Origin of the sequence: Acinetobacter sp. ANC 4173, from assembly GCF_004331255.1 — a bacterium.
Lineage (GTDB): Bacteria > Pseudomonadota > Gammaproteobacteria > Pseudomonadales > Moraxellaceae > Acinetobacter.
Genome location: NZ_SJOF01000009.1, coordinates 104,982 through 118,630 on the forward strand (window position 1 = coordinate 104,982; position 13,649 = coordinate 118,630).

Consider the following 13,649-nt stretch of genomic DNA (forward strand, 5'->3'; position numbering starts at 1 on the left):
TGAGTCGAGCATATCTTTACCATCGCGTCGACTCATGCAATGTAAACCCGTTAAGATACCTGCATGACTGGATAGAATGGTTTTTCCGTATCTAGTTGCTCAGCATTTTCCAGTAAAATAAACATGAAAATTGGAATAAGCATCGACAAAATATTGCAACCATCGGCAATATAACGTCGATTCACCACACTATTATAACTGACCCCACCCTGTAAAATTTGATTACGCAAGGTATTGAGGCGAGTAAACAGAAAGGTCAAAATATCCTCAGTTTTTCTACTCTGTAGAACCTGATGTACCACGCGCTGCTCAGCTTCAAATTCAGTTTTCCAAGATGCTTGGCTGATTTTATGGTTATGATAATCCCAGAATCCTTGATAAATATAAGGATTATCCAAAATTAAATGAATGCTTTGTTTACCTTTATGCTCAAGTACATATTCAACCTTGTGTTCATGATCTAACTGACTCAGCGCGGTTAAAAATTGCTTCACACCTTGTTGTGGTTGTAGAACTGCGCCTTCACGGGCATAAATGGCATTAAATGAAATCCATAAGCTGATAAATTTTAAATCCAAATCTTCATCAAGTAGCATTGCTTTTTTAAACCAACTCATTCCTCGATGCAGTCGTAAATTAAAGGCTTCAGAATGCTCTGCTTTTTTATTTTTAAATACTTCTTCGAGTACTAACATTTTCGTCTCCATTTCTTTATTGTTATCTTCTATTTACCATAACCAATTTGCAGACAACGCTCAATCAAAAAACGAGGATTGATGCGTTCAATAAACATGGATTAAAAAGGATACGCTCACAATAAAAAAGCAGTACAGAAAACTGGATTACCTTGATCAAGCATTTTATTTTTTTGCGACTGTAAGTTTTTAATCAATTTACTAAAATCAAGCATTGCGGCTTTTTGTCCTGATGGAGATATAAGCAAAGGATAGAACTGTGGGCAGTTAACAAAACCTAGGCTGCTATGTCTTGCCTTTTTATCCTATTTTTTGCACTATAGCGACCCTTCATATAGTTAAATTCTGTTTTGCTTATTCTCACTTTGTTCTTAAAAGTGTAGGTGGCCAATTCGATAGGTTCTTTCATGTCTGATTTAAAACCGAATGCTGATATAGCTCAGCTTCCGCGTATATCTGTTGCCCCAATGATGGATTGGACCACTAAGGACTATCGATTTTTTGCCCGTTTATTTAATCCAAACGTAATTTTATATACCGAAATGGTCACCACAGGTGCCATTCTTTTTGGCGATGCCAAACGCCATTTAGACTTTAACCATCAAGAACACCCGATCGTTTTACAACTTGGTGGCTCCAATCCTAAAGACTTAGCCACTTGTACAAAGATGGCACAAGACTGGGGCTATGATGAGGTCAATTTAAATGTTGGCTGCCCAAGTGACCGTGTACAAAACAATAAAATCGGTGCCTGCCTTATGGCAGAACCTGACCTCGTTGCAGAATGTATCGCTGAAATGCGCAATGCAGTGGATATTCCTGTCACGGTGAAACATCGTATCGGGATTGATAACATGCATTCTTATGAAGAAATGCTGCATTTTGTCGATACCGTCGCTAAAACAGGTTGTGATAATTTTATCGTGCATGCGCGTATTGCGTTATTGCAGGGTTTATCTCCAAAAGAAAACCGTGACGTTCCACCACTGCGTTATGAAGATGTCTATCGACTCAAACAAGAACGTCCAAATCTACTCATTGAAATTAATGGTGGGATCAAAACCTTTGCTGAAACACAGGAACATCTCAAACATGTGGATGGTGTGATGATTGGTCGTGAGGCCTATCACAATCCATACCTTTTGGCCGAACTGGGTCAATTGTGGAATTTAGACCTACCTAATCGTTTTGATATTATCGATCAAATGCTGCCTTATATTGCTCAGCGTATGGCTGAGGGTGCGCCTTTATCGATTATCACTCGTCATATTTTGGGATTATTTCAAAACCTTCCAGGTGCTCGAAAGTGGCGTCAAGCTTTAAGCGGTGGTAATGCCAAGACTTTTGCCGATGTAGAAAATGCAATTATCAACATCAAAGAAGCGATGCAACGTACTGAGGATTACTTAAAAGAACAGTCGGTTTAATCGCCATTAAATATTGAACCCATCAAAAGTTCTGCGTTATGCCAATCTTTTGAAGACAACGATGATCTGTACAGATCATCGTTGTAAATGATGCAACAAATACTCAGTACTTTTCTGTATCATCTCATCGGCATTTTGACTCCACACCATCACCACATCGGACAAGCTATTTGCAGCCTCCAAAGGAATAAGCCTCACCTGTTCTGGCAAAATCTCTGTAAATTCTTCAGGAACAATACACACCCCGATTTCAGCAGCAACCAATTGAAGTTGGGACACTTTACGGGACTGAATAGGTGCTTTCTTTGGGGTAAAACCCGCACTGAGGCAAAGGTTGGAAACTAAATAACTCAGTCCACCCCGCTCAGCATGTGGTGTCGAGACAAAATTTTCATGCCTTAACTGCTGAATTTTGATGCTTTTTTCTATGGCTAACATATGGTTTAGATGTAACGCGACATATAAAGGCTCATGGTAGAGCTTTGCCACATGTAACTCATCTAGGTGATTTAAAACAGGGGGGCGAATAAAACCGACATCAATATGACCCGTCTTGAGTGCTAGAACCTGATCTTCTGAAGATAAAGTATTGAGTTCAAAATGCACCTCGAGATCCCTTGAAGCTTGATTGAACACTTTAACTTTTTCGAAGCTCATTGTAACGGTACTTGAGTGTGCAATTTTAATGAGTCGATTTTTCCCATTTGCAATATCTTTAGAATTTTCAATAATATGTTCTAAGTTCAGCACATTATTTTTCAGCTGAGCATAAAAAAACTGCCCCGCTTTGGTCAGCTTTATTTTTTTATCACCCCGATCAAAAATTTCAAATCCAACTTCTTCTTCCAAAAGCTTGATCTGTCGGCTCAATGCCGATTGGGCAATAAATAACTTTTCAGAAGCTGCAATAAAGCCGCCCTCTTCGACAATTTTAATCAAATAATTAAATTGCTTGAGTGTTGCCATTATCATCTCAAAATTAGATTAATCCTTATTTTTTCTATATTAGATGAGATCAATTAATTTCACTACACTTTCCTTAAAGAGACTTCGAGAAGAGAAAGAGCATGAGTTTATCCAAACAAATACTGCTGTTGGTTTGCATGATCAGCGCTTTGGTTTTACTTCATCTTTATGATGGTTTTATCGCGAAACGAACCGGGAAAAGTATGCAACCGCTTGAATTAATTGATTTACAAGACTGATGATATCGAGGCTTAGCTCATCCTAATTAAGCTTTGTATAGGGAAAATCTCAGCGACTCAGCTCTTTAGGGAGCCTATCACAATCTATAATGTTTCAAAAAATTTGTTTTAGCAGGCTTATGCCAGATTTCACTAAAGTATGCTTTTTTATCTGAGTGACACGCGTGGTTTTTCTAAGTTTAAAAGCATACTGATACTACATATCTTTCCCAACTAGCTTGTCACTCAAAACAGCATCATTTCTAAAATGCACTTTAGTCCTATACATTTTAAAATCAGCGGTCGTATGAAATTTATACTTTCAACAGTTTTCATTTGCTGATGAATCTTATCGTTCTAAAATGGCCTTCATCTTTTAAAATTCTGCGGACGGCATCAGCCATTGTAGATTTTTGTTTAGATTGAACGAAGACACGATCCAATGGCACTTTTACTGCCTTGAACCACAATGCGATGAGAATCACTGCTGCTGAAACCCTTGCCAAAATGCAGTGTATGCATTTTCATTCACAGTTTTTTTTGTTTTTGAGAACCCTATCATTTTTAAAAAACTCATTTTGCTTTTCTGTCTTTCTCTTGATGTCATTTTTTTATCGCTTGTGGACTACATAAAGCTAGCGATTTATGCAGCCCAACTCAACCTAAATCGGTCTCATTGCTTCGCTTTGATTTGATCTAATTTTTTCAATACTTCTGCAACCGCAATCATCGCAAAACTAGACGTCACTACGACCGCCGAACCATAGCCCCCACAACGTAAACCTGCACTTGGGCAAACATCGGCACTGGAAAATGGATTATCAATGGAGTACACACAGGTAATCCCAAACTTTTCTTTCGGTTTTTTACAAATGCCTTTGGAGCGCAACTGCGCACGCAATTTGGCTAACATCGGATCTTGTTCAGTTTTGGATAAATCTGCGACCCGAATTTTCAGTGGATCTAATTTACCGCCTGCACCTCCCGAAACAATTAATGGAATTTTATTAAAACGGCAATGTAACATCAGCGCCAACTTGGCTTTGACATCATCAATGCAGTCTAAAATTAAATCAGGAGCATTGCTAAGCAACTCTTTGACATTGTCAGGCGTTAAATAATCATCAATCAGATTAATTTTAACTTTCGGATTAATCGAGCGGCAACGTTCTGCCATGACTTCAATTTTTTCACAGCCTAACGTCGAGGTCATGGCAGGTAATTGACGATTAATATTCGATGCAGCGACCACATCCATATCGACCAAAGTCAGCTCTCCGACACCAGTACGCGCCAAGGCTTCTACTGCCCAAGAACCCACACCACCAATTCCAATTACCATGACATGGCTTTTCTCATAATGACTGAATGTATCCTCACCATAAATTTTGGCTACACCGGCAAAACGGCGGTCATATTCATCATCTAAGAGTAAGTCAGTCATAGGGAGATCAAATCAGAAAAATTATCGCGAGCATTTTATCAAATTCAATTTAAAAGTTGCGGATTAATATTCAGTCCATGCACTTGGAAACTGGATTGCATCAGCTTTATTTGCATTCAATAAATAAGTCTTACGTTGATTCACAGGCTGTTGATCGGATGATGGCGACAAAGTACGTATATAGTGATATTTCATGCGCCATGTATTCGCTTGTAGATATTCGATATTCAACAGCAGTGTTTCTTGATCATGGCAGTTTCCATTCGACTGAGCATAATCTTGTTCCGAAAAACAGGCTCGAATCATCCTTGAAACAGAAAACGGAATATTTTGAAAAACCTGTTGGTATTTACTCTGAGGGTTGAGTTGTAAAAAGTCTGCCACTTCTTCACGCATTCCCCCACCTGAATACATCTCATCCCAACGCTGAATCAGGGCAATGCTGTAATCTGTATCATTGATGGGAAATAACACGGGATACAGGTGTAAGGCATCGGCTCGAACAAAATGACCTTGCTCATCCAGTGAATCTTCGACTGTCACAGCACCATCCACTGTCCAGTGTGGATGCTGAGTAAGCGGTTGGTAATTTGAAAAATCCCAATCATTACGCAATTGATAATTTTGTGCATTTTTTTCGAGCTCAAATAGTTTCAATTTTGCAATTACATAGTGCCGTTGAGGATGATTCGGGACCTGATAAAGTTGCCATGTGGCATCAGAACTACAGGAAATCTTGAGCTGAAAACAAATACTTTCGCGCTGTGCCTGCGTAATTTTCTGTGGTTTTAATATCTGGGCTTGCGGTTTTGCATGGCCCCAAACTGGAAATAGGCATACACATCCTACCAATAAAAATTTCAACATAAATTCAATCTTATTCAGTCATTTAATCTATACAAAAGGAGCCTTAGACTTAGCATCATAAGGCTCCTTGTAAGGGATCACGTTGGCTATATCAACTTGCAATTAAATGTCGTAATACATAATGCAGAATTCCACCAGCTTTGAAATATTCAACTTCGTTGAGGGTATCAATACGACATAACACAGGGAACGAATCGCGTGAGCCATCGGTTCGAGTCACTTCCACTTCAAAGGTTTGATGCGGCGCCAAATCATCCGACAAGCCTAGAATCGAAATACTTTCATGCCCTGTCAGATTTAAACTGTGTCGGTTCTGATCAGACATAAACTGCAATGGCAACACGCCCATACCAACCAAATTGGAACGGTGAATCCGCTCAAAACTTTCAGCAATGACAGCTTTCACACCGAGCAAATTGGTGCCCTTCGCAGCCCAATCACGGGAAGAGCCTGTGCCATATTCTTTACCTGCAATAATCACCAACGGCGTGCCTTGCTGTTGATACAACATAGCAGCATCATAAATTGCCAGTTTTTCACCACTTGGAATATGCAATGTATTGCCACCTTCTTCTCCACCTAACATTTCATTTTTAATGCGAATATTGGCGAATGTCCCACGCATCATAACTTCATGATTACCTCGACGTGAACCATAGGAGTTAAAATCGTTCTGCTCTACTCCATGCTCTTGCAGATAGCGACCAGCGGGGCTGTCTTTTTTAATATTTCCTGCGGGGGAAATATGGTCGGTGGTAACGGAATCTCCAAGCACTGCCAGTATTCGCGCATGCTCAATATTATGTAATGAATTCAGGGGTTGCCCAATATCTGCAAAAAATGGCGGATGTCGGATATAGGTAGAATGCTCGTCCCATGCATAAGTCTGACTTTGTGGAATTTGAATCGCCTTCCAACTGGCATCGCCTTCAAATACCGCAGCATATTCCTTATGGAACATGTCGGTATTCACGTTCTGTAAGACTTCGTCTATTTCTGCCTGACTTGGCCAAATGTCTTTTAAATAGACCGCTTCGCCATGTATATCCAATCCAATCGGTTGGGTGGTTAAATCTACACGAATATTCCCTGCCAAACCAAAAGCAATCACCAAAGGCGGTGAAGCCAACCAATTGGTTTTCACCAAAGGATGTACTCGCCCTTCAAAATTACGATTGCCCGATAACACTGAAGCGACATTTAAATCATAACAATTAATGGCTTCTTCAATTGCTTCAGGTAAAGGTCCCGAATTACCAATACAGGTGGTACAACCGTAACCAACCAAGTTATAACCCAACTGATCGAGATAAGGCGTTAGACCTGCGGCATTCAGATAGTCAGTCACCACTTTAGAACCGGGAGCCAAGGAGCTTTTCACCCAAGGTTTGCGCTGTAGACCTTTTTCAATGGCTTTTTTCGCAAGCAGGCCCGCCGCCAACATCACACTCGGATTAGATGTATTGGTACAGGAGGTAATGGCTGAAATCACCACATCACCATGTACCAATGGATACTGCTTACCATCGATTTCACAGAATGCACTTTCATGCGTGATATTGGATTTTTGCGCATCGACCGCTGTACCACCGCCCCCTTCATTTTCTAAACGTGCTTTATCTTCTTTGGCAGGTTTTAAACTCAGCTCCATTAAAGCATCAAAAGTTTGTGGTACATCTGCCAGTAAAACCCGATCTTGTGGACGTTTAGGACCCGCAACACTCGCAGCAACCGTCGACATATCAAGGCTTAAAGTATCAGTGAACACAGGTTCATCTCCTGCATTGCGCCATAAGCCCTGTTCTTTACAATACGCTTCGACCAAGGCAATACGTTCATCACTACGTCCTGTTAAGCGCATATAGGCAAGCGTCACTTCATCAATAGGGAAAAATCCACAGGTTGCCCCATATTCAGGTGCCATATTGGCAATGGTGGCACGGTCAGCCAAAGGCAAATCTGCCAGTCCATCACCATAAAATTCAACAAATTTTCCCACAACACCTTTTTGACGCAGCATTTGCGTGATGGTAAGAACCAAATCCGTTGCCGTTATGCCCTCGCGCAATTTCCCCGTGAGTTTAAAACCAATCACTTCAGGAATGAGCATGGAAATGGGTTGTCCTAACATGGCGGCTTCGGCTTCAATTCCGCCCACACCCCAACCTAAGACCCCCAAACCATTGATCATAGTGGTATGTGAATCTGTACCCACCAAGGTATCTGGGAAGGCATAGGTTTTCCCGTCCGATTCACCTAGCCATACCGCTTGCGCTAAATATTCCAGATTCACCTGATGGCAAATCCCCGTTCCCGGCGGAACCACACTAAAGTTATTGAACGCCGATTGTCCCCAACGCAGAAACTGATAACGCTCACCATTACGCTGCATTTCAATTTCAACATTTTGAGCAAAGGCACGATCACTGGCAAAATGATCAACCATCACCGAGTGGTCAATGATCAAATCAACTGGAGATAAAGGATTAATTATATTCGGATCTCGTCCAGCTTGTGCGACTGCTGCGCGCATGGCAGCTAAATCGACCACCGCAGGTACACCTGTAAAATCCTGCATGAGAACTCGCGCAGGGCGATACTGAATTTCTTGTTCCGAGCTTCGGGTTTGCTGCCATTCCACAATCGCCAAAATATCATCTGCTTTGACCGTTACACCATCTTCAAAGCGCAATAAATTTTCTAATAAGACTTTAAGTGATTTGGGTAGTTTAGACAGTTCTCCCAGTTGTGGCTGGGCTTGTGCCAAACTAAAGATCTGATAAGTTTTGGAACCGACGGTAAAGGATTGTAATGCATTAAAGCTATCGATTTGACTATACTTTGCCATAGGTGGGTCCTCCGGCTTGCATGGCTAATTTTTATTCCATTGTTCTTTTTATAATGTAGGTCAAATCGTTGACTTTAATGTTGTGGATTAGTAATTTCCCACCCACTTTATTTGAATTTTACAGCCGCAAACACTGCTGCGTATTTTGCCAAAGCTGCTCTGCCAAGCGCTTTTCATCTGTTTGTAAACATTGTGCCAAACCGTGTAATACATACGGTAAATTGGCTGGAGTATTGCGGGTTCGTTGTTGGGTTGAAACTTGACAGCACAGTGGTGTCATATCAGGGCAATCAGTTTCCAACACCAAATGTTCGGCACCAATTTCCTGTACTACCCGATGCAGTTTTTTTGCATTTGGATTGGTGATTTGCCCTGTGATGCCAATTTTAAACCCCATTTTAATGAAGGCTTTGGCTTCTTCCACACCACCACTAAAGGCATGGGCAATACCACCGAATTGAAATTTTTGCTTTTTAAGTAAGGCTAGCGTTTCTGCATGCGCTTTACGGATATGTAACAATACTGGTTTTTGGTAATGCAGCGCCAGTTCTAATTGCTGTTGAAAATAATCCTGTTGTTTGGCAAATAATTCAGGTTGCTTATGCTCGGCTAAAAAAGTATCTAAACCAATTTCCCCAATTGCAATACAGTCCCGCTGTTGTAAGAGCGATTCGAGTTGCTGTAAATGCTCAACTCGATGTTGTTGAATATAAAAAGGATGTAAACCCGGTGCTAAATAAGCCTGCGGTGCTTCTGACAAATGATTTATAACCTGTTGAGTTTTTAGCAAATCAGGAAATCGTGAAGCGACAAAGCCAATTAAGACCAAAGCCTCCACCCCTGCCACTTTGGCTTGAGATGCTAGATGTTCCCGATCTGGATCAAAATCAGGAACATCAAAATGAGTATGGGTATCAAATAAACGTAGCGGCATGTTCAAACCTGTTACTTACTTGGCTCGCTGGCAGCACTCGCAACGGCTTCAGTGGCAAACTCAGGTAGGTACGGTTTTTTTAGAATCGCCTGCAATTGCTCATAGGGTATGGTTAAGCGCGGCAAACCGACCACATACGGTCCAATTTCATATTCACCATACTGTAAAATTAAACCTTGCTTACTCAAATAATAATTATCGCTCAGTTTAAACTTCCACGCCTGTTCATATTCAGAGACATCATTTGCCAGTTTGGATTCTATCACCCAAGTTTTAAAGGCAGCATGTGCTTGATTTTCTAATGCTGCCAACTGATTGGCTGCCAAAATTTCATTCAGCTTGACCAGTTTTTTCTTTTCTAAATCAAAATTATAATATTGTTGTGAAGATGAACCATGCGCACCACCCAAGTAACTACTGCTGTTTAATACTACCGTAACCAATGGACCTTTGGCATTTAGAATAGTCGGCTTAATCATTACACTAATTTTATGACTTGAACTTAGCGCTTTAATCTCTTGATCTAATTTTAAAAAAGCTTGGGTATACGGTTGTAATTGCTGTTCGAGCTGTTGTTTCACAGTTGCTGCTTGAACCACGGCTTGTGATGCTGCCATTTCCGATGCTTTCGCGGTCGATGCCGATTCATCTACAGCGAACTCAGGAGAAACTGCCAAAATCTGCTCGACCTGTTTCAGAATTTCAGCATCTATATACGCATCTATAAATGGCTGATTACTACTGAGTCGCTCAATGGTCATTTCTGGGCAATTATTGTCGTCACATGCAGGTAAATTGAGTTGTAGTTTTTCCGAATCTCCAATCAATTGACTCACTTGTTCTTGCGCCAATGTCGATGATGCTGCAGTCTCTGGTTGTTCAGATTCAACTTTTTTAGGCTGACACGCTGTCATCAGTATGGCTGTCGTCAATACACTAGCCGCCCAAATCACTTTCTTTGTTGTCATTTGACTCAACCCTATTTTCATTTTCTCACTCGACATATCACACCTATCTAGGCTTCAATCCCGCCGTCTAAAACATATTCCGATAAAGATCCACTTTTAAAACCTTTTGCGTTTGTGCTTTGCTTAAGTAAATGTCCAATTGCTTACCCTCTTGGGCAATTTGCTGGCTACGGTAATGTACGCCAATACCCTCACTGTCAAAGAACCAATCCGCTTGCCCCCAATACAATTTTTTTGGCGCCTTCTGTCTTGCTTCGGTAGTTTGTTGTTTTAACCAATCCTGATAGGCTTTTTGCACAATCTCGTTCATATAAACTTGCTGCTTTGGTTCAACAATGTCAAGTAATGACACACCTTTCTGCAATTTTCGATCTGCAACAGCAAAGTAGTAACGCTCATCAACCTTAACGTCTTCTTGTTTACTGTTGACGCCCACTTGTAACAACACATATTCATTTCGTTGATAGGCAATACGGGTATACAGTGCCAATTGATAAGCCGGATTCTTCGAGTATTTCGCCTGCCAATCATCTGATTTTTTTACATAAGCATTGATGGCTTGTTGCAAACTCATATTTTGCTTTAAGCCTATTTGATCTTGAATCACCATGGCTTGGGTTTTCGCCATCCAACTATTCAACCATTGGTCTTGGGTTTCAAGGGTTTGAATATCAATATCAATGCAATTTTTAGTTTCACAGAAGGGCAACGCAATTTTAGCAGGCTGCTGTTTAATATGCAGATAAGGCAGTACTTCCGCTTGATCCTGCTTAAAAATAGATGCTGCTGATTTTTGTTGTTCATCTTGTGGCTGCTTCGATGAATCACAAGCGGACAAAGAAAGTCCTGTACATAGCAAAAGAGCAATTTGAATGATGTTGTTGTTCTTCATTTCGACCACACGCTAGGCTACCTCAACGGCAACTTCACCAATAAAAAAGAAATACCATGTAAAAACAGCCTCCGAAAAGAGGCTGTTTTATTTAGTTTAGTGTTCGCGTGTATTACGGAACACGATGTCTGGATAACGCTCTTGCATTAACTGTAAATTGACACGACTTGGTGCTAAATACGTTAAATGCCCGCCGCCATCAACAGAGAGTTGATCATGTGCCTTTTTCTTAAATTCATTGAATTTTTTGTCATCATCACATGACACCCAACGAACCGTATTAATACTTACTGGCTCATATACACAGTCAACTTTGTATTCTTCTTTCAAACGGTATGCAACCACTTCAAACTGAAGCACACCCACAGCGCCCACAATCAAGTCATTGCTGTTTTGCGGCATGAAGACTTGCGTAGCACCTTCTTCTGAAAGTTCTTTTAAGCCTTTTTGTAGTTGCTTCGACTTTAAAGGATCTTTCAAACGTACACGGCGGAACATTTCAGGTGCAAAGTGTGGAATACCGGTAAATTGCAGTTTTTCACCCGAAGTAAAGGTATCACCAATTTGAATGGTGCCATGGTTATGTAAACCAATAATGTCACCTGGCCACGCTTCTTCTAGGTGTTGACGATCCCCGGCCAAGAAGGTCAAAGCATCGCTAATACGCACATCTTTATCTAAACGGACATGCTTCATTTTCAAGCCTTTTTCATATTTGCCTGAACAAATACGCATAAAAGCAATACGGTCACGGTGTTTCGGGTCCATATTGGCCTGAATTTTAAAGACAAAACCAGTGAAGCCTTCTTCAGTCGCTTCAACTTTACGGTCTTGAGTCGGGTGTGCTTTCGGTTCAGGCGCATAGTTGCTAAATGCATCTAACACATGGTCTACACCAAAGTTACCCAATGCCGTACCAAACAATACAGGGGTTTGACGGCCTGCCAAAAACGCTTCACGGTCCAATGGTTCATTCGCCATTTGCACCAGTTCTAAAGACTCTTCAAAGGCAGCCCAAGCCAGCTCGCCTACTTTTTCACGGAGGTCTGCATAGTCATAGCCATCTCGGATTTCAATCTCGGTAATCGTGGAACCAAAACCCGCTTTATACACATAAAATTTTTCTTCGATCAGGTTAAATACCCCAGCGAAGTCACGGCCTGTGCCCAGTGGCCATGTAATTGGAACACATTTAATTTTTAAAACGTTTTCGATTTCATCTAACAGTTCTAAAGGCTCACGGATTTCACGGTCCATTTTGTTAACAAATGAAATGATCGGTGTGTCGCGCATACGACAGACTTCCATCAATTTGATGGTTCGGTCCTCGACCCCTTTTGCACCGTCAATCACCATGAGTGCTGAGTCAACCGCTGTCAAAGTACGATAAGTATCTTCCGAGAAATCTTCATGTCCTGGGGTGTCCAAAAGATTGATCATCTTATCTTTAAAGGGGAACTGCATTACGGACGTGGTAATGGAGATACCACGTTCTTTTTCCATTTCCATCCAGTCCGAGGTTGCAGCACGGTCCGATTTACGGCTTTTTACCATACCCGCGACCTGAATGGCCTTACCCCATAACAGCAGTTTTTCTGTCATGGTGGTTTTACCCGCATCGGGGTGGGAAATAATCGCGAAGGTTCGGCGCGCCTGCACTTCTTTCAATAATTGATCTTTGAACATTGGGGAAATCTGCAATTTGTACACAGCGATGCTCACGCAAATTACGCGCCGCATACCACTGTCAGGTGAGACAAAAATAGGCTCAATTGTAGCGTAAGAATCGTTTTTCTTCTATTGATTTCATGCTGAAAGGTTTTGCCTTTCAACAGACAAAACCCTGCCAGTCATTTAAAGCGCTTCGGTATTGGATGCAGGATTAGATAAAACAATCGAGTTTTCTTTGAGTTTTTCCAACACAATGGAGGTCGTAATATCATTGATCTGAAATTGATGCGAAGAAATTTTACTGATCAATTGCGACATCTCATCCAAATTCTTGACTGCCACTTTAAGCAGGAAGTCTGAAGTCCCTGTGAGTTTATAAGCATCACGAATGCGCGGCTCATCCAAAATAAATTCCAGAAACTTTTCAAAACCATCATCATAATGATTCCGAATACTCACCTCGATCATGCCTGTAATTGGCGATGGATCGGCTTTCAGTGCAATTTGTGCGTAGTAGCCAGTAATGATCTTTTTTTGTTCCAACGTAGCACGACGACGCGAACATTGTGATGCCGAAAGACCAATCAACTCTGCCAGCTCTTGATTGGTTAAACGACCATTTTGCTGTAATTGCTGAATAATTTTACGATCGTAATCGTCCAGTTCATCACCCATCATCTATCCTAGAATTTTGTTATCAAACTGCTGAAAAAGCGCGT

General features: G+C 41.2%; 11 protein-coding genes. 1 reads left to right on the forward strand and 10 read right to left on the reverse strand.

The annotated features are described in order from the left end of the window. Positions 1–50 precede the first annotated feature (50 nt). Positions 51–695 carry a HEPN domain-containing protein gene (locus E0H94_RS11760; RefSeq protein WP_131326696.1) on the reverse strand — a complete coding sequence of 215 codons (645 nt, stop codon included), beginning with the start codon at positions 693–695 and terminating at the stop codon, positions 51–53. A gap of 407 nt (positions 696–1,102) precedes the next feature. Between E0H94_RS11760 and dusA the strand changes: the two genes are divergently transcribed. After that, a complete protein-coding gene (dusA, locus tag E0H94_RS11765; RefSeq protein WP_131326697.1) occupies positions 1,103–2,122 on the forward strand; it encodes a tRNA dihydrouridine(20/20a) synthase DusA in 1,020 nt (339 codons plus the stop codon). 75 nt (positions 2,123–2,197) lie between these two features. Here dusA and E0H94_RS11770 read toward each other — a convergent pair whose 3' ends face one another. From E0H94_RS11770 to E0H94_RS11810, 9 genes are all read right to left on the reverse strand, one after another. Further along, the gene (locus tag E0H94_RS11770) at positions 2,198–3,088 is read right to left on the reverse strand and encodes a LysR family transcriptional regulator (protein WP_131326698.1); all 891 of its coding nucleotides are present in this window, start codon (positions 3,086–3,088) and stop codon (positions 2,198–2,200) included. An 891-nt stretch (positions 3,089–3,979) separates the two neighbouring features. Next, positions 3,980–4,750, reverse strand: a complete 771-nt coding sequence (locus E0H94_RS11775) for a ThiF family adenylyltransferase (protein ID WP_131326699.1) — start codon at positions 4,748–4,750, stop codon at positions 3,980–3,982. A gap of 63 nt (positions 4,751–4,813) precedes the next feature. Continuing rightward, complete coding sequence (locus E0H94_RS11780; protein WP_131326700.1) at positions 4,814–5,617, reverse strand: hypothetical protein; 804 nt, start codon at positions 5,615–5,617, stop codon at positions 4,814–4,816. A gap of 91 nt (positions 5,618–5,708) precedes the next feature. Further along, positions 5,709–8,465, reverse strand: coding sequence for an aconitate hydratase AcnA (gene acnA, locus E0H94_RS11785; RefSeq protein ID WP_131326701.1), 2,757 nt, complete (start codon positions 8,463–8,465; stop codon positions 5,709–5,711). Between the two features lie 118 nt (positions 8,466–8,583). Further along, positions 8,584–9,399, reverse strand: coding sequence for a TatD family hydrolase (locus E0H94_RS11790; RefSeq protein WP_131326702.1), 816 nt, complete (start codon positions 9,397–9,399; stop codon positions 8,584–8,586). An 11-nt stretch (positions 9,400–9,410) separates the two neighbouring features. Further along, positions 9,411–10,367, reverse strand: coding sequence for an RsiV family protein (locus E0H94_RS11795; RefSeq protein WP_131326703.1), 957 nt, complete (start codon positions 10,365–10,367; stop codon positions 9,411–9,413). Positions 10,368–10,434: 67 nt separating this feature from the next. Continuing rightward, positions 10,435–11,259 (reverse strand): hypothetical protein, encoded by an 825-nt coding sequence (locus E0H94_RS11800; protein WP_131326739.1) that lies wholly within the window; start codon positions 11,257–11,259, stop codon positions 10,435–10,437. Between the two features lie 96 nt (positions 11,260–11,355). Further along, a complete protein-coding gene (locus E0H94_RS11805; protein WP_131265045.1) occupies positions 11,356–12,945 on the reverse strand; it encodes a peptide chain release factor 3 in 1,590 nt (529 codons plus the stop codon). 168 nt (positions 12,946–13,113) lie between these two features. After that, positions 13,114–13,605: an Lrp/AsnC family transcriptional regulator gene (locus tag E0H94_RS11810; RefSeq protein WP_116760399.1), complete on the reverse strand. Its 492-nt coding sequence runs from the start codon at positions 13,603–13,605 to the stop codon at positions 13,114–13,116. Positions 13,606–13,649 lie beyond the last annotated feature (44 nt).

Coding starts and splice junctions, on each gene's coding strand:
- E0H94_RS11760 (WP_131326696.1), bottom strand. CDS start 695: ATGTTAGTACTCGAAGAAGTATTTAAAAATAAAAAAGCAGAGCATTCT.
- E0H94_RS11800 (WP_131326739.1), bottom strand. CDS start 11,259: ATGAAGAACAACAACATCATTCAAATTGCTCTTTTGCTATGTACAGGA.
- E0H94_RS11810 (WP_116760399.1), bottom strand. CDS start 13,605: ATGGGTGATGAACTGGACGATTACGATCGTAAAATTATTCAGCAATTA.
- acnA (WP_131326701.1), bottom strand. CDS start 8,465: ATGGCAAAGTATAGTCAAATCGATAGCTTTAATGCATTACAATCCTTT.
- dusA (WP_131326697.1), top strand. CDS start 1,103: ATGTCTGATTTAAAACCGAATGCTGATATAGCTCAGCTTCCGCGTATA.
- E0H94_RS11780 (WP_131326700.1), bottom strand. CDS start 5,617: ATGTTGAAATTTTTATTGGTAGGATGTGTATGCCTATTTCCAGTTTGG.
- E0H94_RS11770 (WP_131326698.1), bottom strand. CDS start 3,088: ATGGCAACACTCAAGCAATTTAATTATTTGATTAAAATTGTCGAAGAG.
- E0H94_RS11790 (WP_131326702.1), bottom strand. CDS start 9,399: ATGCCGCTACGTTTATTTGATACCCATACTCATTTTGATGTTCCTGAT.
- E0H94_RS11795 (WP_131326703.1), bottom strand. CDS start 10,367: ATGACAACAAAGAAAGTGATTTGGGCGGCTAGTGTATTGACGACAGCC.
- E0H94_RS11775 (WP_131326699.1), bottom strand. CDS start 4,750: ATGACTGACTTACTCTTAGATGATGAATATGACCGCCGTTTTGCCGGT.
- E0H94_RS11805 (WP_131265045.1), bottom strand. CDS start 12,945: ATGTTCAAAGATCAATTATTGAAAGAAGTGCAGGCGCGCCGAACCTTC.